The following is a 20,664-nucleotide window of genomic DNA, read 5'->3' on the forward strand; positions in this document are numbered from 1 at the left end:
TGACAAGGTATTCCAGTCAGGGCTTGACGAGCACCTTGAGCGCTTCGCGGTCCGCCATCGCCCGGTAACCGTCGGGGACCTCTTCGAGCCCGATGGTCCGGTCGAAGACCTTGCCCGGCTGGTACCTGCCCTCGACGACGTCGTCGAGCAGTTCGGGAATGTAGTGGCGCGCGGGCGCCACGCCGCCGGTGACGGTGATGTTGCGCCGGAAGAGCGACGGGCCGATCGGGCCCTCGGCGTACTGCGGCACGCCGACGCGGCTGACCGTGCCGCCGGGGCGGACGGCGCCGACGCCCATCTCGAAGGCGGGCTTCGTGCCGACGCATTCGAGGACGGTGTGCGTGCCTTCGCCGTTCGTCAGCTCTCGGACCTTCTCGATGCCTTCGTCGCCGCGCTCGGCTACGACGTCTGTCGCGCCGAACTCGCGGCCGAGGTCCGTGCGGGTCCGGTGGCGGCCCATCAGGATGATGCGCTCGGCTCCGAGCCGCTTGGCCGCGAGAACCGCGGAGAGACCGACGGCGCCGTCACCGATGACAGTGACGGTGGTGCGCTCGTTCACGCCCGCTTTGACCGCCGCGTGATGGCCGGTCGCGAACACGTCGGAGAGCGTGAGGAACGAGGCGAGCAGATCGTCGTCTTCGGTGTGCGGCAGTTTCACGAGCGTGCCGTCGGCTTGCGGGACGCGGACGGCCTCGCCCTGGCCGGCGTCGACGCCCTTCGCGCCCCAGTTGCCGCCGTGAAGACAAGAGGTGTGGAGGCCCTCGCGGCAGAACTGGCACGTGTTGTCGGAGTAGACGAAGGGCGCGACGGCCAGGTCTCCCGGCTTGAGCGTGGTGACATCGGAGCCGACGGCCTCGACGACACCGAGGAACTCGTGGCCGATCCGGACGCCGCGGTCGCGTGCGGGCATGCTGCCGTACGGCCAGAGGTCGCTGCCGCAGATGCAGGAGCGGACGACGCGGAGAAGGGCGTCGGTCGGTTCGCTCAGCTTCGGGTCCGGGACGGTCTCGACGCGTACGTCACCGGCGCCGTAGATGAGAGTCGCTCGCAAGACGGGTCCTTTCCTCGGCTGGCCCCAGTATGGGCGCGTCGCGTTTAGCCCGCTAAACGCGATCGGTGGAGGTCGCGCAGCAGGAGGATTTCGGCGCCGTGGTGGATGGCCTCCCGGTTGATGTGCAGGACGAGGGCCGCGAAGGGGTAGTCCGCGTACGGGCCCTCAGCCTCGCCGCAGGGGCGTTCGAGGTCTTCGGCGGTGAGGCCGCGGACGCCGTCACGCCAGCGCGCGTAGGCGTCGTCGAGCTGCTCCAGCGCTTCTTCGGCGGAGGCCGCGTAGGGGAACGTCTGGTAGTCGACGGGAGGGCCACCGAAATGCGAAGCGTTCCGCATCCCGAACACGCCGACGATGATGTGGGCGAGGCGCCAGGCGATCGTCGTGACCGGCGGCGGAGACGGCTCCGGATACGCCCAATCGATGTCGATCTCTCCGCTCTTGCCTACCCGGATCGTCCAGCAGCCCTCGACGGGTTCCCAGAAGTATTCGTCGTCGGTGAGGGTCTCCAGCCGAGGGCGCAGGTGTTGTTTCCAGTGCCAGTCGAGTTGTTCGGAGAGTTCCTTGCTCCAGTCGATGCCCATGTCCCGGACGCTAGGCCGCCACGCGGTCATCCGCTGTCCTGAATCGTGAGGGGGTTGGCGGCGGGGTGACCGGGCCCACCTGGGACGATGGTGGGGAAGCGTACTGCTCTGATCTGGAGGTTTCAGGTGCCCAGTCCCACCGGTCCGGTACTCGTCGTGGACTTCGGGGCGCAGTACGCGCAACTGATCGCGCGCCGGGTGCGTGAGGCGCAGGTCTACTCCGAGGTCGTTCCGCACACCGCCACCGCCGAGGACATCCTCGCCAAGGACCCCGCCGCGATCATCCTTTCCGGTGGTCCTTCCAGCGTGTACGCGGAGAACGCGCCCGCCCTCGCCCCCGGGCTGGTCGACGCGGGCGTGCCGATCCTCGGCATCTGCTACGGCCACCAGGTGCTCGCACAGGCCCTCGGCGGCACCGTCGAGCCGACCGGGATCCGCGAGTTCGGCCGCACCGAGGTCCGCGTCGCCGGTGAGGGCGGCGTCCTGCACGCCGGTCTCCCGAGCAACCAGCCCGCGTGGATGAGCCACAACGACAGCGTCACCAAGGCTCCTGAGGGCGCCACCGTGACCGCTTCGAGTGACGGCGCCGCCGTCGCCGGGTTCGAAGACGTCGAGCGCCGCTTCGCCGGCGTCCAGTACCACCCCGAGGTGCACCACTCGCCGCACGGCCAGGAGGTGCTCCGCCGGTTCCTGCACGACATCGCGGGCATCAAGCCGCAGTGGACGACGTCGTCCATCGTCGACGACCAGGTCAAGCGCATCGCCGAGCAGGTCGGCGACGGCCGCGCGATCTGCGGCCTCTCCGGCGGTGTCGACTCCGCCGTGGCCGCCGCGCTGGTCCAGCGGGCCATCGGTGACCGGCTGACCTGTGTGTTCGTCGACCACGGCCTGCTGCGCTCGGGCGAGCGCACCCAGGTCGAACGCGATTTCGTCGCCGCGACCGGGGTCAACCTGGTGACCGTCGACGCGCGGGACCGGTTCCTCGACGCGCTGGCCGGGGTCACCGACCCCGAAGAGAAGCGCAAGATCATCGGTCGCGAGTTCATCCGCGTGTTCGAGCAGGCCGAGCGTGACCTCAAGGCCGAGGGCGACTACAAGTTCCTGGTCCAGGGCACGCTGTACCCGGACGTCGTCGAGTCCGGCGGCGGTGAGGGCGCGGCGAACATCAAGAGCCACCACAACGTCGGCGGGCTGCCCGACGACCTGCAGTTCGAGCTCGTCGAGCCGCTGCGCCTGCTGTTCAAGGACGAGGTGCGGCGCGTCGGGCTGGAGCTCGGGCTGCCGGAGACGATCGTGCAGCGGCAGCCGTTCCCCGGGCCGGGGCTCGGCATCCGGATCATCGGCGCCGTCGACGCCGAGCGGCTCGAGACGCTGCGCGCGGCGGACGCCATCGCGCGCGAGGAGCTCACCGCGGCCGGGCTCGACGGCGAGATCTGGCAGTGCCCGGTGGTGCTGCTGGCCGACGTCCGCAGCGTCGGTGTCCAGGGCGACGGGCGGACCTACGGGCACCCGATCGTGCTGCGGCCGGTGTCGTCGGAGGACGCGATGACCGCGGACTGGACGCGGCTGCCGTACGAGGTCCTGGAGCGGATCTCGACCCGCATCACGAACGAAGTCGCCGAGGTGAACCGGGTGGTCCTGGACGTCACGTCCAAGCCGCCGGGCACCATCGAGTGGGAGTGACCGCTCCCGCCCCGACCTGCGTTTAGCGGGCTAATCGCGATCTGTCGGCCCTGGGGCACCCAGGCGGCCGGGATCGCGTTTAGCCCGCTAACTGCGTTTTGGGGCCTGGGGCACCCGGCGCGGGCCAGATCGCGATTAGCCCGCTAAACGCAGGTCGGCGGGCGTGGGCACCGTGGCGACGCCGGATCGCGTTTAGCCCGCGAAACGCAGGTCGGTGCGGGAGGGGCGGAGCAAGGCGAAGGCCCCGGCGAGGGGCCGGGGCCTTCGGAGTGGGGTGGAGCGTCAGCGGCGCACCTAGCGGCGGCTCTTGCGCAGCGAAGCGGCGAGCAGCATGACGCCGACGAAGATCGCCCCGCCCGCCATGACCCACCGGAAGTCGAACTGCGGGAGCCACGTGGCGCCGTCCGAGAGGACGTAACCCGACACCAGCAGCGTCGCGATCCCGATGATCAGGGTGAAGCCGTCCACCCCGCGCTTCGCGGGTTGAGCCGACTGGGTCTGCGCGTTGTCGTAGTCGTACTCAGCCACGACGCACCTCCACGTTCCCGACACCGTTCTTGACCTGCAAAGTGATCTTCTGCCCGTTGTCGCCCGGCGCGGTGAAGTCGATGGTGTCCTCGCCGACCCCTGAGCGCGACTGGCCGAGGCAGTCGACGTCGCCCGCGCCCGTCTCGCACGAAACCTTCACTTCGGCATCCGCCGGCACGAGCACCGTCGAGTTGCCGGCCCCGTTGGAGACCTTCGTGGTCACCGAAGCGCCCGCCGGCAGCTTGGTCAGGTCGACGTTGATGTCGCCCGCCGAGCGGTGGTACTCCGGCAGCACCTCGGACACCTGGCTCGGCGTCGCCGTGAGGTCGCCGACGCCGCCCTTCACGGAGAAGTTCTCGAACGGCACCGTGGTCAGCGCCATCCCGACGATCGCCAGCGGCACCGCGAGCCCGATCAGCCCGCGGCCGCCCCGCACGAACGAACCGGCCACCAGCCCGATACCGACCACACCCAGGGTGAGCCCGACGACGTGCTGCGCGGTGAACCACGGCTCACCGTCCAGGCCGAGGACGGTGCCGACCCCGCCGACCAGCACGGCGATCCCGAAGGTCGCGGCACCGATCTTCGACTTGCGGCGACGGGGCATCGGCGCCGCGGACGGCGGAGGGGTCTGCGGCGGCATCCCGCCGGACGGCGAGGCGTTCGGCAGATCCCACGCGGACGGGTCGGCCGCGAGCGGGTCCCAGCCGCCCTCGGTCGCCGTCGAGGTGGCGGCCGACGCCGACGCCATCGAGAACGCGGCGGCGGGCTGGGCCGGGCCGGGCATCGACGGCCGGTTGAACTGACCGCGGTTGCGGTGCAGCAGGTACAGCGCGACGGCCATCAGCGCGAAACCGATCAGCCCGGTGCCATCGGTCATCCAGCCACCGCTCAAGGTCCAGGTGAGACCGGGGAACAGCAGGATCAGCAACAGCACGGCGAACGCCGGCGAGCTCGACGCGCGACCTCGGCCGATCAGCCCCTCGAACGCGGAAACACGGTCGCCTTCCTGCGGCAGGAACAGCCAGCCCAGCAGATAGACGAAGACGCCGAACCCGCCGAACACGGTCGCCGCGACCAGCGCGACCCGGACCACGGTCGGGTCGATGCCGTACCGGTAGCCGATGCCCGCGGCGACACCGGCGAACTTGCGGCCTGCCACCGGCCGGACCGGCCTGCTCCGCCAGAAATCCTTGACGGTCTCCTCGAAGCCGGCCGCGGGGCCGCGCTTCGGAACGTGTGTCTCACTCCCACTCATGCCACAAAGAATGCGCCCCGGCGAGCCCTCGCCACATCCGGGAACACCCCTGAGGTTTCCCCCAGCGGGAAGAGTCAGGGGTTTCCCCGATGGATCAGTACCCCACTCCGTGTGACCATGGAGAACGTGCAGGAATCCGTCACCGACGACCTCGCCGAACAGGTGAAGCCGACGATCATCGAGCGCCCTCCGGTGCCCGTTCCCGGCAGCCTGTCCCCGGCGCCGTTCGAGCCGCCCAAGATGTATCGCCGCCGTTCCGGCCGCGCCATCGCGGGCGTCGCGGGCGGCCTCGCCGACCACCTCGGCGTCAAGGTGCTCTGGGTCCGGGTCGCGTTCGCGTTGCTGGCCGCCCTGAACGGCGCCGGCCTGCTCGCGTACGGCCTGCTCTGGGTGTTCGTCCAGCAGCGGTCCGGCGAGGCCGAGCCGGAGAAGTCCGCGCCGAAGGAGAAGCAGCAGGCGTTCGGGCTCATCGCGCTGGGCGTCGGTCTCGCCGTCGCCAGTGGCACGCTGACCGGTCTGATCAGCGGCTGGGTCGCCATCCCGCTGGCGCTGGCGATGATCGGTGCGGCCGTCGTCTGGCGCGAGGCCGACGAGTCGCAGCGGCGGCGCTGGCGCATCAGTGCCAAGGGCGGGGTCGCCACGGCCTTCCTCGGCGGCGGGGGCTGGTCGGCGGCGATCCGTCTGGTCGCCGGTGTCGCGCTCGTGATGACCGGCATCGGCGTCGTCGTCCTGGAAAGCGGCAGCATCGACCAGGTCAAGTTCGCGCTGGTCGCCGTGATCGCGACGCTGTTCGGCGTCGCCGTGCTGACCGTCCCGTTCTGGCTGCGCCTGGTCCGCGACCTGTCCGACGAGCGCACCGCCCGCATCCGCACCGACGAACGCGCCGAGATCGCCGCGCACCTGCACGACTCCGTCCTCCAGACCCTCGCGCTGATCCAGAAGCAGGCCGAATCGCCGCGCGAGGTCGCCAGGCTCGCGCGCGGGCAGGAACGCGAGCTGCGCGGCTGGCTGTACGGGCCGTCGGGGTACGGCAAGAGCAAGAAGACCGAGGAAGAGGCCGTCAGCGGTCAGCTGTCCGAAGTGCTCGCTGCCGCGTGCGGCGAGGTCGAGGACGCGTTCGCGATCTCGGTGCAGCAGGTCGTCGTGGGGGAGGCGACGCTGAACGAGCCGCTGACCGCGCTGGTCCAGGCGGCGCGCGAAGCGATCGTGAACGCCGCCAAGCACGCGGGCGTCGACGAAGTCAGCGTGTACGCCGAGGTCGAGCCGACAGCGGTCACGGTGTTCGTGCGCGACCGGGGCAAGGGGTTCGACCCCGACGTCGTGCCGAGCGACCGGCACGGTCTCGCCGATTCCATCCGGGGGCGGATGGAACGGCACGGCGGGAAGCTGAAACTGCGTACCGCACCGGGTGAAGGAACCGAGGTCCAGCTGGAGATGCCGGTCAAGGCGGGGAAGGGCGCGGCGTGAGGTCGCTATGCTCACTCCGACAGGGCGAGCGAGGGAGCATCGTGACGGAGAACCAGCAGACGCGGGAGCCGGTCAAGGTCTTCCTCGTCGACGACCACGCGCTCTTCCGGGCGGGTGTGCGCACCGAACTGGACTCGATCACCGACGACGTCCGCGTGGTCGGTGAGGCGGGCTCGGTCGCCGAGGCGGTCGCGGGTATCGCCCGGACCAAACCGCAGGTCGTGCTGCTCGACGTGCATATGCCGGACGGTGGCGGCGCCGAGGTGCTGCGCCGGGTCCGGCCCGAACTGCCGGACGTCGTGTTCCTCGCGTTGTCGGTCTCCGACGCCGCGGAGGACGTGATCGCCGTGATCCGCGCGGGGGCGCGGGGGTACGTCACGAAGACGATCTCGTCGAAGGAGCTCGTCCGCGCCGTTGTGCGGGTCTCGGACGGGGACGCGGTGTTCTCGCCGCGGCTGGCCGGGTTCGTGCTCGACGCGTTCGCCGACCGGCCGGGTTCCGCGCCGATCAGCGACCCGGACCTCGACCTGCTGACCCCGCGGGAGCGCGACGTGCTGCGGCTGCTCGCGCGCGGGTACGCGTACAAGGAGATCGCGTCGGAGCTGTTCATCTCGGTGAAGACCGTCGAGACCCATGTGTCGAGCGTCCTGCGGAAGACGCAGCTCTCGAACCGGTACGAGCTTTCCCGCTGGGCTTCCGACCGGCGTCTCGTCTAGGTGGCGCCTGTTCTGCTCGGCCTGGTGGCCGTGTTCTTCCTGGGCATGGGACTGCTCGGGCTCGCCGCGCCGAAGCGGCTGATCCGGCCGTTCGGCATCTCGCTGGAATCGGCGACAGCGCGGACCGAGGTGCGGGCCGTCTACGGCGGCTTCGGGGTGGCCGTCGCGGTGCTGCTCGGGTTCGCGGCTTTCGACGTCGGCGGGATCCAGCGGGGCGTCGCGATCGCGGTGGCCGTCGCGCTCGCCGGGATGGCCTTCGGACGGCTGGTCGCGCGGTTCGCGGAACGGCCAGAGCGGTTCTATCCGAGCTGGCTCTACTTCTGGGTCGAGATCGTCCTCGCCGCCCTGCTCATCTTCGCGGCCCTGACCCCGGATCGCGTTTAGCGGGCTAAACGCGATCCGGCGAGCCCCCAGGCCCCACCGCATCGCGATTAGCCCGCTAAACGCAGGTCAGCGGAATTCGTGGGTGACCTCGATCTTCCCCACGATGTGCGTGTTGAACTCGGCGAGGTCCTCGGCCGGGACCCACAGCTCCAGGATCGTCTTCCCGCCCGCCTGCTGGACGGGGTACCGCTCGACGAACGACGTCTCGACCTCGAACCGCGTCACGAAGCCCGCGCCGCTGTGGCGCACGTTCCAGTCACGGGCGATCTTGATCGCGTAGTCCTCGTTCAGCACCGGGTAGAAGATCGGCTGCTCCGGCAGCCTCGGCGGCCACTCGCGCCAGCCCGACTCGCGGACGAGGTCGAGCTCGACGGGTCCGGTGGGGCGCCACAGCGTCGTCGTGTCCGTCATGGCGCGACCTTATCGACGGCGGCCAAGGGGCGCTCGACCTGCGGAGTGGTAGCAAAGGTCCCTTGCTCCCTCGGGCGGAGCCGGGTCAGCGCGACCCCGCCCAGCACGACGACCATCCCGGCGATCACCCGCGGGTTCAGCGGCTCGGCCAGGAACACCGCCCCGAGCAGCACCGAGACCACCGGCAGCAGGTAGCCGACGATCGACGCCGCCACGGCGCCCTCGCTCGCGAGGAGCTGGTAGTTCAGCGCGAACGCGATCCCGGTCGACCCGATCCCCAGGATCACCACCGCGACGATCGCGCCGGTGCTCAGGTGCACCGGTTCGAAACCGCCCATCGGCATCGCGAGCACCAGGAACCCGGTCGCCAGCAGCATCTGCCCGCCGGCCAGCGACATCGGCGAGTCACCGGTGCCGGTGAGGTACTTGCCCTCGTAGACGAACGCGAAGCCGTAGCTCGCGGCCGCCGCGAGGCACGCCAGCGCGCCCCAGCTGAGCAGGCCGGAGGCCTCCCACGGCGCGAAGATCAGCAGGATCCCGGCAAGGCCGACGACCAGCCCGGTGACCCGCACCGCGGTCATCTTCGTCCGCGCACCCATCATCGGCGCGGCGACCAGCACCCACAGCGGCGTCGTCGAGTTCAGCACGCCGGTGATCCCCGAATCGACGGTCAGCTCGCCCCACGCGAACAGCAGGAACGGCAACGCGTTGTGGAAGAACGCGGCGACGGCCAGGTGTCCCCAGATCCGCCGCCCCGACGGCAGCCTGTCCCGGCCGAGATAGCAGAGCCCGATCAGCACCGCCGCGCCGAGCGCCACCCGCGCCAGTACCAGCTGCACCGGCGTGAACGCGCCGAGCCCCAGTTTGATCCAGAAGAAACTCGATCCCCACATGAGCGCCAGCGCGCCGATCCGCAGCAGGGTCTTCGTCTCGCCCACCCCAGTCCTCCTTAAGTGCCTGGCCCAGCTTCGCGGGGCCGACGCGTAAGGACAAGCGAAAATAACTGCAGGGAGCCTTAAGAAGAACTGTACGATCGGAGCATGCTGGACGTCCGCCGCATGCAGGTCCTCCGAGCCGTGATCAGCAGCGGTTCGATCACCGCCGCCGCCCGGAACCTCGGCTACACACCATCCGCGATCAGCCAGCAATTGTCCACCCTGGAAAGGGAAGCGGGTGTCGAACTGCTCGAACGCGTGGGCCGCGGCGTGCGGCCGACGCCGGCCGGTTCGCTGCTGTCCGAACACGCGGAAACGCTGAGCACGCAGCTCGCCAAGGCCGAAGCCGCGCTCACCGAACTCAAGGAAGGCCGCACGGGCAGGCTCGCGATCCGCTATTTCGCCACCGCCGGCGCGTCGCTGGTGCCCTTGGCCGTCGCCGCGCTGCGCCGTGACTTCCCGGGAGTCCGCCTCGACCTGAAACTGGTCGAGCCCGACGATTCGATGCCCGAGATCGAATCGGGCAAGGCCGACGTCGCGATGATCGTGCTCCCCAGCAGCACGCCCCGGATCAAGGGCGTCGAGTACATCCACCTCCTCGACGACCCGTACCGCGCGATCCTGCCGAAGAACCACCGGCTCGCCCGCAAACGCGTCCTCGATCTCGGCGAGCTCGCGGAGGATCCGTGGGTCGGCGTCGACGGTCTCCCCGGCGCCTGCCGCGACATCCTGCTCGACGCCTGCGGCGCGGCCGGATTCGCCCCGAACCATGTCGTCGAATCCGAGGATTACCAGACCGCACAAGGGTTCGTGGCCGCTGGGCTCGGCGTCGCGCTGATCCCGGAACTAGGCCTCGGCGCCCCGCATCCCGGCGTCGCCATCCGCAAGGTCCGCCGTCCGGATCCGGTGCGGTCCATCCACGCCGCCGTCGCCGCGCACGCCAGGGAACACCCCGCGGTGCGCCGGTTCCTCGGCGCGATCCGCGAAGGGGCCGGACAGGCAAGCGGGAATGGCCGAGTGGGCACGAAAACCGGCTGACCTTGAACAGCCGCGACGGCGGTCGACAACCTGGCAGGGAAGCCACATTCCCGCCGGCGAAAGGACCCCGGTGCGTCCCCTGATCGTCCTGCACGGCTCATGGCACCAGCCCGCCCATTTCGACGAGGTCGTCGAACGCCTCCGCCGGGACGGCGCCGAGGTCACCGTCCCCGACCTCGGCGCGCGCCCGATCGCCGAAACCACCCGGGCCGTCCAGGAAATCGTCGACAAGGCGGCCGAGCCGCCGGTGGTGCTCGCGCACTCCTTCGGCGGCCTGACCGCCAGCGGGCTCCAGGGCGCCGCGCATCTGATCTACCTGGCCGCGATCGTCAGCGAGCCGGGTGAAACCGCGCAGTACTGGATCGAGCGGACCAGAGAGGAAACCGGCCGCGAACCCCAGCAGTTGCCCTTGATCTTCGACGACGAAGGCTGGACCCATCTCGACCTCGCCGCCGTCCGCGAGGCCATGTACGCCGATTGCACGGACGCCGTCGCCGAGCGCGCCACGGTCCTGCTGCGTCCCGAGCCCGTCACGATCTTCGACGAGTCACCGGGAGGCTCGGCGTCGAAGGACACCCCGACCACCTACGTCACCTGCACCGAAGACCGGACGCTCGTCCCGGAAATGGTCGTCCACTTCGCCGCCCGGTGCGACACGACGGTGACCTGGCGGGCAAGCCACAGCCCATACCTCAGCCGTCCCGTGGAGTTGGCGACGCTGGTTCTCGAGCGGCTCTAAATCAGGAACAGCTCCGCGAACAGCACCCCGATCAGGATCGCCGCCACCACGGCGCCCGCCGTGATCAGCCACTTCCGGGTGTCCGGCGACTTCGCGGCTGCCGGAGCGGCGGGAGCGTACTGCTGCGTCGGCGGCGCGTACTGCGGCTGCGGCGGCTGATACTGCTGCGGCTGGTGCTGGGGGAACTGCGGAACCGGCTGCTGCGGTGCCTGCTGGCCGGGCATCGGCATCGAGGCCGGAACCGTCGGCATCGCGGGGGCGGTCGGCGGGATGAACGCCGTCTGCCGCCCTTCGGTGATCGCGTTCAGCGAGCGGACGGTGTCCGCCATCGTCGGCCGCGCGTCCGGCTCCGCCCGGAGCATCTTGCGCAGCGCACCGGCCAGCGGCCCGGCGGTCTGCGGCGGCCGTTCCGAGGACTCGCCGTCCTCACCGAACGGCGGCACCCCCTCGACGGCCGTGTACAGCGTCGCGCCCAGTGAGAACACGTCGGACGCCGAAGTCGCCGGTTCGCCGCGCGCCACCTCGGGCGCCCGGTACGCCGGACTCGGACCGCCACCGGTGATGCCGATGTCGGTGAGCTTCACGCCGCCGTCGTCGGCCAGCAGGACCGTGCCCGGCTCGACGGTCCGGTGCACCACCCCGGCCTCGTGCATCGCGGCCAGCGCGCGGCCGAGCACGATGCCCAGCCCGGCCGCCTGTTCCGCGGTCAGCCTGCCGTGTTCGGCGAGGAAGGTCGCCATCCCGCGGGACGGGATGTACTCCATCACCAGCCACACGTCCGGCCCGTCGGGCAGCACGTCGTACACCTTGATGGCGGTGGCGTGCTCGAACTTGGCCGCGTCCTTGCCTTCCTGGACGACGACGGCCTTGGCCTGCTCCGCCCGGTCCGGCGGCAGGCCGACGGGCAGGTACATGCGCTTCATCGCGACCGTGCGCAGCAGACGGGTGTCGAACGCCAGCCACACGATGCCCGCCCGGCCACGCCCGATGGGCTGGTCGAGGCGGTATCGGCCGCCGACGATGGAACCTTCAGAACTCAATGGATCACGTTCCGGCTGGAGTCGGGGTCGTTGTCGGGCTCGCAGTGTTGCTCGACGGAGGAGCCTCCGACGAGGACGGCGGCTTCGCACTCGACGTCTTCGTCTGCTTCGAGCTGGTCGGCCTTTCCGGCTCGTCCGTCTGCGTCGCCCTGCTCGACGTCTTCTTCGACGAGGTCGGAGTGTCCTTGGGCGGCTCGGCCGACTGCGTCTCCGTCGGCGTTTCCGTCGTCTCCGGAGCCGAAGACGACGCCGAAGGAGTCGGCTTCGGAGACGAGTTCCCCACCTGGGCGGGCGTCTCCGGATTGTTCGGGGTCAGCAGCCAGAAGCCCAGCGCGGCCAGCGCCACGACCACGACACCGCCGATGATCGCGGGCTTCTTCCACGCGCCCGGTTTCTCGTCGTCCTCGTCCACCGGGCTGGTCTGCGCGCGGGTGGGCGGCGGCGGAGGGGGCGGGTCGTCGTAGTCGTCGTCGTAGGGATCGTCGTCGTAGTCGCCCGCGGGGATCGGGACGGCGCGCGTGGGCGCGGGGCCCCCACCGGGGTGGCCGCGTTCGGACAGCAGCGCCGTCTCGTCGTAGTTGTCGTACCTGTCGTAGTCGTCTTCCGGGTATCCCGACGCGGGCGGCTGCTGGTAGTCGTCTTCGTCGTCGTAGTACGAACCGGCCGCGGCCTGATCGTCGAGAAGCGAACCCGAGTGGCCGGCCGCCTCGCTGTCGAGCGCCTGGGTCACGCCGCCGCCGGCGAGCGCGCCCGCGATGGGCGCGGCGAGCACGGTGTCGTCCGCGGGGCCGCCCAGCGGCGTCTCACCCCGCGCGACGGCGGCGAGAAGCTCTTCGCACTCTTCGGCGGTGGGCCGGTGCCGCACCTCCGGATGCAGCAGCACGGCCAGCACGCTGGCGAGCGGGCCCGACTGACGCGGCGGGATGATCTGCCCGGCCGCGACCGCGTGCAGGAGGCTCAGCGTGTTCTCGCTGAGGCCGAACGGCGGCTGGCCTTCGCATGCGGCGTAGAGCGTCGAGCCGAGCGAGAAGACGTCGGACTCCGGGCCGGGGTCGCCGCCGATGGCCACCTCGGGCGCCAGGTAGGCGGGGGTTCCGGCGATCATCCCGGTCTTCGTGACCGTGACGTCGTCCTTGGCCCGCGAGATGCCGAAGTCGGTGATCTTCACCGTGCCGTTGGGCGCCAGCAGGATGTTGCCGGGCTTGATGTCGCGGTGCACGATGCCGACCGCGTGCGCCTCGGTGAGTGCCGCCGCGACCTGTGCGCCGATCCGCGCGACCTCGGTCGGCGGCAGCGTCCGCTCCTCCTGCAGCACCTGCGCGAGGCTCGTGGAGTTCAGGTACTCCATGATCAGGCACGGCTGGCCGTTGTCGTCGGTGACGACGTCGAACACCGAGATGGCGTTCGGGTGGTGCAGTCTCGCGGCGATCCGTCCCTCGCGCATCGTGCGCTGGCGGGCGTCTTCGGCGTCGTGAGCCTCAAGCCCGGGTTGCAGCAGCAGCTGCTTGATCGCCACCGTGCGGCCGAGTACCTCGTCGTGCGCTTGCCACACGGCCCCCATCGCGCCCGTGCCGATCCGCCCGGCGATGCGATATCGACCGGCGACCAGGCGACCCTCGTCGCTCACGCGACCTCCCTTTGGGCTCCGTCTTCACGTCGCGGAGTCGTCCGCGCACGCGGTGCGGCCTTCAGCACGCCACAGCGTTGGAGCGTATGCACATGTAGTGGTCTGTGTGCCGGCTTTTCCGAGACCGACTCGTGACAAGGCTAGGCGCTCACTCTGCGCACACACACGCGGCACACTCTGATCGCCCTGGGTGGAGGGCTGTTACACGCGGGGTGTCCGTCACATGTGCTGCGCGGACAGCAGCCGCGCGTCGGTGATCAGGCCGGTCGTCTCGTCGGCGAATTCCAGGACCTGGGTGACCCGGAGCAGCCCGCCGTCCGGATTGCGCATGGTCACCACGGCGAGGATGGTGCCGTCGGCCTGTTCGCGGAGGTCCTGGATCTGGATGGCGTCCATCGCGCTCCACGCCTCGATCAGCTTGCCCGCCTCGGACTCGGCCAGCACCGGCGTGATCAGCGACATCGCGCCGTAGGGATCGGCGTCGACGGTCCGGTAGAACGTCCGGACCGCCTCGATCTTGTCCGCGACCGTGCTGACCGCGACCGGTTTGGCGGACGGCTGCGGACTCGTGCTGCCCGCCGAGGAGCTCTGCCGGGGGAGCGAGCCCGAACCGGTGCCCGAAGACGGCTGGGCCTTCGTGCTGGTGCCCGACGACGTCGGCGTCTCCTGCTTGCGCTGCTGCGGTTCGGTGGAGTCCGGGACGGCGAGTCCGCCGAGCGCGGCGGCTCCGCTCATCGTCTCGGGTGCGGAGGCGCCCGGCACCGTGGTTTCCCGCTGGGTGCCCGCGAGCACGCCCGCGGTGACGACGGCGCCCGCGACCAGCAGTCCGGCGGCGACCAGCCCGGCCAGCTTGGCCCGCCGGGCGGCGCGGCTCTCCGGCTCGTCCTCTTCGGGCTCGGGCCGCGGCGCGGGCTCTTCGCGGGTGCGGGCGGGTACGAACTTCTGCGGCTCGCGGAAGACCTGCTCGAGATACTCGCGGTCGACGCGGGTGTCGTTCAGGATCTCTTCCGGGATGACGTCCTCGACACGTACGGCGTCCTCACGCCGTATGCGCTGTCGATCAAGCACGAAATTCCTCGCTCTGGTCCGGGGCAGGCACTGGGCCGTTCGGCCGGTGCCTTTGGTCCGCGCGGCCGTCTTCTGAACGGTGCGGACCCTGCAATCGTCAGGTAACCCTGTGCGGACGGTCCCCGGCCAGGCTCTATCGCCGGAATGCCGTCGCGATACGACGAACGGCAGCTTAGGTCACCCACCCGGACCAGGGATGACCGCTCAACGCACCGCACGTGCAGAGGAACAGGACACTTGCACGTGCGCGATGCCCTACATGCCGTCGTCGATGATCTTGTCGTCGTCACCGAAGGTGAACGTGCGCTGCTCCATGGTCTTGGTGCCGTCTTTGTGAGTGACTTCGACGGTGTTGACCGTGACGCCGCGGCGCTGGTCGATGGCGACCTTCTTCACCTCGAAGTACGCGACGTCGGCGTAGCGCTCACGGAGGCCCTGTGCGCCTTCTTCGCCCAGGCTGCCGGAGGTCACCGAGGACGCCTCGTGGGGATCGGTGGTGACAGAGTTGAGGAAGATCTCGGTGTTGTCGCCCATCGCCTGTGCGTCCGGCTGCTGCGCGTACCAGGGGGAGGTCGTGGTGGTGCGATCGGCGGGCACGACCGGCGGCTTCTGCGGCCGGTTGCTCGACGACGGCGCGGACCCGGACGTGACCGGCCCACCCGAGTCGGGCTGCGACGAGCCGGTCCCGGTGTCGTCGCTGTCCGACGAGGTGCCGGAGTTGCTGGAACTGCGGTCGTCCCTGGTGGAGGAATCGGTCTCGGATTCGGACGGGTTGCCCGCCGCGCCGCCCTGGGGCGGGGTGGTCGGATTACCGGCGAGACCGTCCTGGCTCAGCGGGCTGCCGCCGCGATAGCCGGGCCAGCCGCCTTGGCTCTGCTGCTCCGGGAGGGGCTTGCCGACCAGGAACGAACCGGCGAAGAGCAGGCCGACCACGACCAGCGCGGACGCCGCCGCCGCGAACCAGGCGGCCTTGCGCCAGGTCTTGGGCGGGGTCACCGAGGCGGGCACCGTGCCCAGATCGAAGGTGCTCAGGCCGTCGACGGGCGGGGCGACGTAGACACGGACGTCGCTGTCGTCGATCTCCGCCGGCTCGGGACGGCGGGGCGAGGGGGCGGTCAGCGTCACCTTCGTGCGCTGGGCGGCCTTCGCGCGGCGCTCCTCGATGGGAGACAGGACGGGTTCGGTCAACGAGACCTCGACGCGCGCCGGGCGCTCTACGGCAACCTCACGGGCGGGCTGGGGGAGCGGCAAGAGGCCGCTCGATGGGGCGTAGCCGGGGCTCGGCGCCCTCCTGTTCCGCGGTGGCGGCAAGGGAAGGGAACCGGTGGAAGGCGGGGCGAACTCGCGGTGCGCGTGATGCCCGTGCCCGGTCGGGCGCTGCCGCCTCGGCGGCACGGGTGGGGTCCAGCTCTCGGCGCCGCCCGCCCGGTGGCGACCCGTCTGTGTGGTGCCGTTGCGTCCCTGGTGTTCCGCCCAGCCGTTCATGTCCGAGCGACCCCCTCATGGGCCCGTCCTGACGGCGATGTGACACCGGTTAAGCCGAACGGAGCAGCGGTTTCACGGGATCCCTCGCTTGCAGACTCCCGGGCAGTCTCGTGAGCAAATGCACGCGCATACGACTGGGGGCGCGCGGGGCCATCGCCCCCGCGCGCCATGCGGGCATCGCCCGACCCAGACGCAAGGGTCCTCACGAGGTCCACACTAAAAGTTCGACACCCGCAAGTCTTCACCCACTCTGCAAGTTGCAGATGTTTCACTCGGTCGGGCGCGGCCGAACGGGCCTCGGTGACGTAACGCTGTGCTATCGGCGCTGGTGACGTCGCTCAGTTGCCGCTGCGGTACTTCTGCTGGGTCGACTGCAGGGCTTTCGTGGCGGTGATACCGCTACCCGCTGCAAGCAAAATCGCGATGACGTCGAGCGTCGTTCCCCCACTCGTGAGCAGCCAGGCGAAAAGCGAGGCCGCGGTGGTACCCGCTGCGATCGGCCAGCGCGTCTTGACGTACTGGGCGACGGGAGTGCCACCCGCGCGCTTACCCGCCGCGCTGTTCAGCATGGCGAGATAACCGACATGGCCCAATGCCGCCAGGACACCGGCGATCGCGATGATCACGGCGATGAGGTTAATCATGTGTCCAGTTTGCCTGGTCCCGCGCCGTGGTGGCTCGGGGAACACCCTGAGTTCCGCCTCACGCCGCAGGATCGTGACGTGGCCGGATCGCGTTTAGCGGGCTAAACGCGATCCGGACGCGGCGCCGGGGAGCAAGGGACCTTTGCTACCACTACCGCCCCAGCCTGCCCCGCCCCAGGTTGAGCAGCGCCATCGCGAGCTGCCGTCCCTCCGGCCCGAGTTCGCGGTAGCGCGCGAGCACGTCCATCTCGCGGTTGTAGACGATCCTGGTGCCGCCCGCCGCCATCCTGGCCGCACCGATCGTCTTGGAGACTTCGACGCGGCGTTTGACCAGCCGCAGGATCTCGCCGTCGAGGAAGTCGATCTCCTTGCGGAGTTCGCCGATCTCTTCGGCCGTGGCGGTGGGTTCTTCGGCGTCCGGCTTCTGTGTGGTGTTCATCGGGACCTTTCTTCGGTCCGGATTCCCTGCTGGCCCCCGGAACAGCGTAAAGCCCCGGGGTCCGTGGACTCCGGGGCTTCAGGTGATGGCATTGGCGGCACTATGCGATCACGGGAGCCGGAGTCCGGGTCCCGTAAAAAAATCGCGTCGCGAGGTGCCGCATGCCGCTCATTATGCCACAGCGATGCCGTCCTCCGGCTTGAAGCGACGGCGTGCTCCGCGGACGCGCGCGTGCACCAGGACGCTCATGGCCAGCCAGAACATCGGCATCGCCGGCCAGAAGAACGGCGCCCCGGAGGCCACCCAGCGGGCGATCAACAGCACCGAAAGCACGACGGCGATCGCGAGATGGATCCGCACCGCCGGATGCCCGAGGGCGACCGGACGCCGCTTCGGGGCGGGTTTCGGCAGATCCGAGGTGAGCGCGGCGAGGTCGTCCGTGTATTTGGCGGAATACACGGCGCTCAGCCGGTCTTCCACCTCTTCGAGAGTGAGACGGCCTTCACCGCCGGCGGCCTGGATGCGGGTGGCGACCCGCTCGCGGTCGGCGTCGGCGGCCCTGAGCCTGGAGGGAATCCCGTTGGTGTCCATGGCATCCGATCCTGCGCCGCGAACACCGCCAGCGCGTCGGACGGCAGGCGGCAACACCGCCTACGCCCGGCGCTGTAGCGTGGACCGGCGATGAACACCCTCTTCGATCTCCCAGCGGACGGTCCGGCCAAGCCCCGGCACTCCGACCTGCTCGACGACCTGAACCCGGCGCAGCGCGAGGCCGTGACACACGCGGGCTCGCCGCTGCTGGTCGTCGCGGGCGCGGGTTCGGGCAAGACCCGGGTGCTGACCCGCCGGATCGCGTACCTGCTGGCCGAACGGGACGTGCACCCCGGCCAGATCATGGCGATCACGTTCACCAACAAGGCGGCCGCGGAGATGCGGGAGCGGGTGAGCGACCTCGTCGGCCGCCGCGCGAACGCCATGTGGGTGTCGACGTTCCACTCCATGTGCGTGCGGATCCTGCGCCGTGAGGCCAAAACGCTGGAGATGTCGTCGAGTTTCTCCATCTACGACTCGGACGACACGAAGCGCCTCATCACCCTCGTCGCCCGCGATCTCGACATCGACCCGAAGAAGTACGCGGCGCGCACGCTGGCCGTGCACATCTCGAACCTCAAGAACGAACTGATCGATCCGGAGACGGCGGTCGCCGACGCGGGCAACGACCTCGAACGCCGCGTCGCCGAGGTGTACGTCGAGTACCAGCGGCGGTTGAACCAGGCCAACGCGTTCGACTTCGACGACCTCATCATGCGGACGGTCGAACTCCTGCAGACGTACCCGGACGTCGCCGAGTACTACCGGCGCCGTTTCCGCCACGTGCTCGTCGACGAGTACCAGGACACGAACCACGCGCAGTACACGCTGGTCCGCGAGCTGGTCGGCACCGAGACGAACGAGGCCGGGATCGAGCCCGCCGAGCTGTGCGTCGTGGGTGACGCGGACCAGTCGATCTACGCCTTCCGCGGCGCGACGATCCGCAACATCGAGGAATTCGAACGCGACTTCCCGAACGCGCGGACCGTGCTGCTGGAGCAGAACTACCGCTCGACCCAGACGATCCTGAACGCGGCGAACGCGGTCATCGCGCGAAACCCGAACAGGCGCGCGAAGCGGCTGTGGACCGACTCGGGCGACGGCGAGAAGATCGTCGGCTACGTCGCGGACAACGAGCACGACGAAGCGGCGTTCGTCGCGGGCGAGATCGACGCGCTGGCGGACAAGGGCGAAGCGGACTACTCCGACGTCGCCGTCTTCTACCGCACCAACAACCAGTCCCGTGTCTTCGAAGAGATCTTCATCCGTCTCGGCCTGCCGTACAAGGTCGTCGGCGGGGTGCGGTTCTACGAGCGGCGCGAGGTCCGCGACATGCTCGCGTACCTGAGGGTGCTGGCGAACCCGGAGGACACGGTCAGCCTGCGCCGTATCCTCAACGTCCCCAAACGCGGCATCGGGGATCGCGCCGAAGCCGTCATCGCGACGTACGCCGAGCGTGAGCGCATCTCGTTCGCGCAGGCGTTGCGCGGTGCCGTCAGCGGTGAGGTGCCGCTGCTGAACCCGCGCTCCGCCAAGGCGATCACCGGTTTCGTCGAGCTGATGGACGAGCTCGGCGAGGTCGTCGAGAGCGGCGCCGAAGTCGCCGACATCCTCGAAGCCGTCCTGGAGCGCACGGGTTACCGCGCGGAACTCGAGGAGTCCGACGACCCGCAGGACGCGTCGCGGGTGGAGAACCTGACGGAACTCGTCACCGTCGCGCGGGAGTTCACCGAATTCACCGCCGAGGTGGCCGGTCCGGACGGTGAGTTGCCGGAGGCGGACCCGGGGGTGCCGGAGCCGGGCTCGCTGCCCGCGTTCCTGGAGCGGGTTTCGCTGGTGGCCGACGCGGATTCGGTCCCGTCGCCGGACGGCGGCGACAGCGACGATGGGCACGACGCGGGCGTGGTCACTTTGATGACCGTGCACACCGCGAAGGGCCTGGAGTACCCGGTCGTCTTCGGAACGGGTTGGGAAGACGGGATCTTCCCGCATATGCGCGCGCTCGGTGACCCGACGGAGCTGGCCGAAGAGCGCCGGCTCGCCTACGTCGCGATCACGCGGGCGAGGAAGCGGCTATACGTCTCCCGTTCGATGGTGCGCTCGGCCTGGGGCCAGCCACAGATGAACCCGGCTTCGCGGTTCCTCGACGAGCTTCCCGCCGATCTGGTGGATTGGCGCAGGCTCGCGCCTTCCTCTTCTTCCGGTGGCTTCGGTTCGTCAGGCGGTTCGCCGCGGGCCGCGACGACTTGGGGCAGCCGAGGCGGTGGTGGCGGCTCGTCGTCGCGGGCGGCGAGCACGAGCCCGTTCGGCAAGGGCTGGAAGGACACCGTCGCGCTCAAGCTCGACGTGGGCGACAGGGTCAGTCACGACAAGTACGGGCTCGGAACGGTCGTCGCCTGCGACGGCACGGGCCCGCGTGCCACGGCGACGATCGATTTCGGTGCGGCCGGCAAGGTCCGGCTGATGCTGATCGGCAGCGTCCCGATGGTCAAACTCTAGCCCTGACCTGCGGTTTCTTCCTCGCCTCCGAAAACTGTCGGACCCTTCCCGTATACCTGTGTCGTCGAACACGAGTTCGACTTGCTGGGGGTATGCTGGGCAAGCCGGCGTCCCCGTTTCAGGGAGGGGGCGCATGGTGTGGACGGGGTGCTGTTTCAGGTTCTCTCGAGTGGGGTACTCGAGTACTTGCGGGGTGTTGAAGAAGGGGCGGGGCCGGATCGGGGTCCGGAACCGCCGGAAGTGCTCAGGCTGGTCGCGGCCTGGCGCGCGTTACTGCGGGCACACGAACCGGACGGGGCCGGACGGTGTGTCGTATGCGGGCACGCGCGGCGATGGCTGTTCGGGCCGCGGCCAGCCGGGTATAGAAGTCTTTCGCGGAGACCTTTCGCCGGATGGCGGCCGATCGAACGGCGCCCGGCCGGTCTCTGCACGGTCTGGCAGATCGCCGTGGGGTACTTCGTCCGGAGACTGCCGGACGGC

At 69.9% G+C, this 20,664-nt stretch carries 20 protein-coding genes; 7 read left to right on the forward strand and 13 right to left on the reverse strand.

The genetic code is table 11. From position 1 onward, the window contains the following. Positions 1-16 precede the first annotated feature (16 nt). Positions 17-1,051: a zinc-dependent alcohol dehydrogenase family protein gene (locus tag AORI_RS44855; protein ID WP_016331175.1), complete on the reverse strand. Its 1,035-nt coding sequence runs from the start codon at positions 1,049-1,051 to the stop codon at positions 17-19. 44 nt (positions 1,052-1,095) lie between these two features. Beyond that, positions 1,096-1,632 carry a DinB family protein gene (locus AORI_RS44860; RefSeq protein WP_043847895.1) on the reverse strand — a complete coding sequence of 179 codons (537 nt, stop codon included), beginning with the start codon at positions 1,630-1,632 and terminating at the stop codon, positions 1,096-1,098. A 126-nt stretch (positions 1,633-1,758) separates the two neighbouring features. Between AORI_RS44860 and guaA the strand changes: the two genes are divergently transcribed. Then, a complete protein-coding gene (guaA, locus tag AORI_RS44865; protein WP_016331177.1) occupies positions 1,759-3,315 on the forward strand; it encodes a glutamine-hydrolyzing GMP synthase in 1,557 nt (518 codons plus the stop codon). Between the two features lie 294 nt (positions 3,316-3,609). Here the strand turns inward: guaA and AORI_RS44870 are convergent, their stop codons facing one another. Both AORI_RS44870 and AORI_RS44875 read right to left on the reverse strand, forming a co-directional pair. Next, positions 3,610-3,843: a hypothetical protein gene (locus tag AORI_RS44870; RefSeq protein WP_016331178.1), complete on the reverse strand. Its 234-nt coding sequence runs from the start codon at positions 3,841-3,843 to the stop codon at positions 3,610-3,612. Beyond that, positions 3,836-5,101: a PspC domain-containing protein gene (locus tag AORI_RS44875; RefSeq protein WP_016331179.1), complete on the reverse strand. Its 1,266-nt coding sequence runs from the start codon at positions 5,099-5,101 to the stop codon at positions 3,836-3,838. Before AORI_RS44875 ends, AORI_RS44870 begins: the two co-directional genes overlap by 8 nt. A 111-nt stretch (positions 5,102-5,212) precedes the next feature. Between AORI_RS44875 and AORI_RS44880 the strand changes: the two genes are divergently transcribed. Genes AORI_RS44880 through AORI_RS44890 form a run of 3 tightly spaced genes read left to right on the forward strand, consistent with a single transcriptional unit; the run spans position 5,213 to position 7,668 of the window. Further along, positions 5,213-6,568 carry an ATP-binding protein gene (locus AORI_RS44880; RefSeq protein WP_016331180.1) on the forward strand — a complete coding sequence of 452 codons (1,356 nt, stop codon included), beginning with the start codon at positions 5,213-5,215 and terminating at the stop codon, positions 6,566-6,568. A gap of 41 nt (positions 6,569-6,609) precedes the next feature. Continuing rightward, a complete protein-coding gene (locus AORI_RS44885) occupies positions 6,610-7,284 on the forward strand; it encodes a response regulator (protein ID WP_005165099.1) in 675 nt (224 codons plus the stop codon). After that, positions 7,285-7,668, forward strand: coding sequence for a DUF4345 domain-containing protein (locus tag AORI_RS44890; RefSeq protein ID WP_016331181.1), 384 nt, complete (start codon positions 7,285-7,287; stop codon positions 7,666-7,668). Positions 7,669-7,734: 66 nt separating this feature from the next. Here the strand turns inward: AORI_RS44890 and AORI_RS44895 are convergent, their stop codons facing one another. Beyond that, positions 7,735-8,079, reverse strand: a complete 345-nt coding sequence (locus AORI_RS44895; RefSeq protein ID WP_016331182.1) for a hypothetical protein — start codon at positions 8,077-8,079, stop codon at positions 7,735-7,737. Next, positions 8,076-9,017: a DMT family transporter gene (locus AORI_RS44900; RefSeq protein ID WP_016331183.1), complete on the reverse strand. Its 942-nt coding sequence runs from the start codon at positions 9,015-9,017 to the stop codon at positions 8,076-8,078. The genes AORI_RS44895 and AORI_RS44900 overlap by 4 nt, the downstream gene beginning before the upstream one ends. 102 nt (positions 9,018-9,119) lie before the next feature. Between AORI_RS44900 and AORI_RS44905 the strand changes: the two genes are divergently transcribed. Then, entirely contained in the window at positions 9,120-10,052 is a 933-nt protein-coding gene (locus tag AORI_RS44905; protein ID WP_016331184.1) for a LysR family transcriptional regulator, read from the forward strand. A gap of 70 nt (positions 10,053-10,122) precedes the next feature. Then, positions 10,123-10,791 carry an alpha/beta hydrolase gene (locus AORI_RS44910; protein ID WP_016331185.1) on the forward strand — a complete coding sequence of 223 codons (669 nt, stop codon included), beginning with the start codon at positions 10,123-10,125 and terminating at the stop codon, positions 10,789-10,791. Here the strand turns inward: AORI_RS44910 and AORI_RS44915 are convergent. From AORI_RS44915 to AORI_RS44945, 7 genes are all read right to left on the reverse strand, one after another. Then, the gene (locus AORI_RS44915) at positions 10,788-11,831 is read right to left on the reverse strand and encodes a serine/threonine-protein kinase (protein ID WP_016331186.1); all 1,044 of its coding nucleotides are present in this window, start codon (positions 11,829-11,831) and stop codon (positions 10,788-10,790) included. The genes AORI_RS44910 and AORI_RS44915 overlap by 4 nt on opposite strands. Positions 11,832-11,835: 4 nt before the next feature. Next, positions 11,836-13,458, reverse strand: coding sequence for a serine/threonine-protein kinase (locus tag AORI_RS44920; RefSeq protein WP_016331187.1), 1,623 nt, complete (start codon positions 13,456-13,458; stop codon positions 11,836-11,838). 219 nt (positions 13,459-13,677) lie between these two features. Beyond that, positions 13,678-14,526, reverse strand: a complete 849-nt coding sequence (locus AORI_RS44925) for a hypothetical protein (RefSeq protein WP_016331188.1) — start codon at positions 14,524-14,526, stop codon at positions 13,678-13,680. Positions 14,527-14,781: 255 nt separating this feature from the next. Further along, positions 14,782-15,714 carry a hypothetical protein gene (locus AORI_RS44930; RefSeq protein WP_016331189.1) on the reverse strand — a complete coding sequence of 311 codons (933 nt, stop codon included), beginning with the start codon at positions 15,712-15,714 and terminating at the stop codon, positions 14,782-14,784. A 635-nt stretch (positions 15,715-16,349) separates the two neighbouring features. Continuing rightward, complete coding sequence (locus tag AORI_RS44935) at positions 16,350-16,655, reverse strand: hypothetical protein (RefSeq protein ID WP_016331190.1); 306 nt, start codon at positions 16,653-16,655, stop codon at positions 16,350-16,352. A gap of 151 nt (positions 16,656-16,806) precedes the next feature. After that, positions 16,807-17,094: a chorismate mutase gene (locus tag AORI_RS44940; RefSeq protein WP_016331191.1), complete on the reverse strand. Its 288-nt coding sequence runs from the start codon at positions 17,092-17,094 to the stop codon at positions 16,807-16,809. Between the two features lie 171 nt (positions 17,095-17,265). After that, the gene (locus AORI_RS44945; RefSeq protein ID WP_016331192.1) at positions 17,266-17,685 is read right to left on the reverse strand and encodes a DUF1707 SHOCT-like domain-containing protein; all 420 of its coding nucleotides are present in this window, start codon (positions 17,683-17,685) and stop codon (positions 17,266-17,268) included. A gap of 90 nt (positions 17,686-17,775) precedes the next feature. On the opposite strand from AORI_RS44945, the gene pcrA reads away from it, so the two are divergent. Further along, complete coding sequence (gene pcrA / locus AORI_RS44950; RefSeq protein WP_016331193.1) at positions 17,776-20,184, forward strand: DNA helicase PcrA; 2,409 nt, start codon at positions 17,776-17,778, stop codon at positions 20,182-20,184. Positions 20,185-20,664: the final 480 nt, after the last annotated feature.

It is taken from the genome of Amycolatopsis keratiniphila (genome assembly GCF_000400635.2).
Taxonomy (GTDB): domain Bacteria; phylum Actinomycetota; class Actinomycetes; order Mycobacteriales; family Pseudonocardiaceae; genus Amycolatopsis; species Amycolatopsis keratiniphila.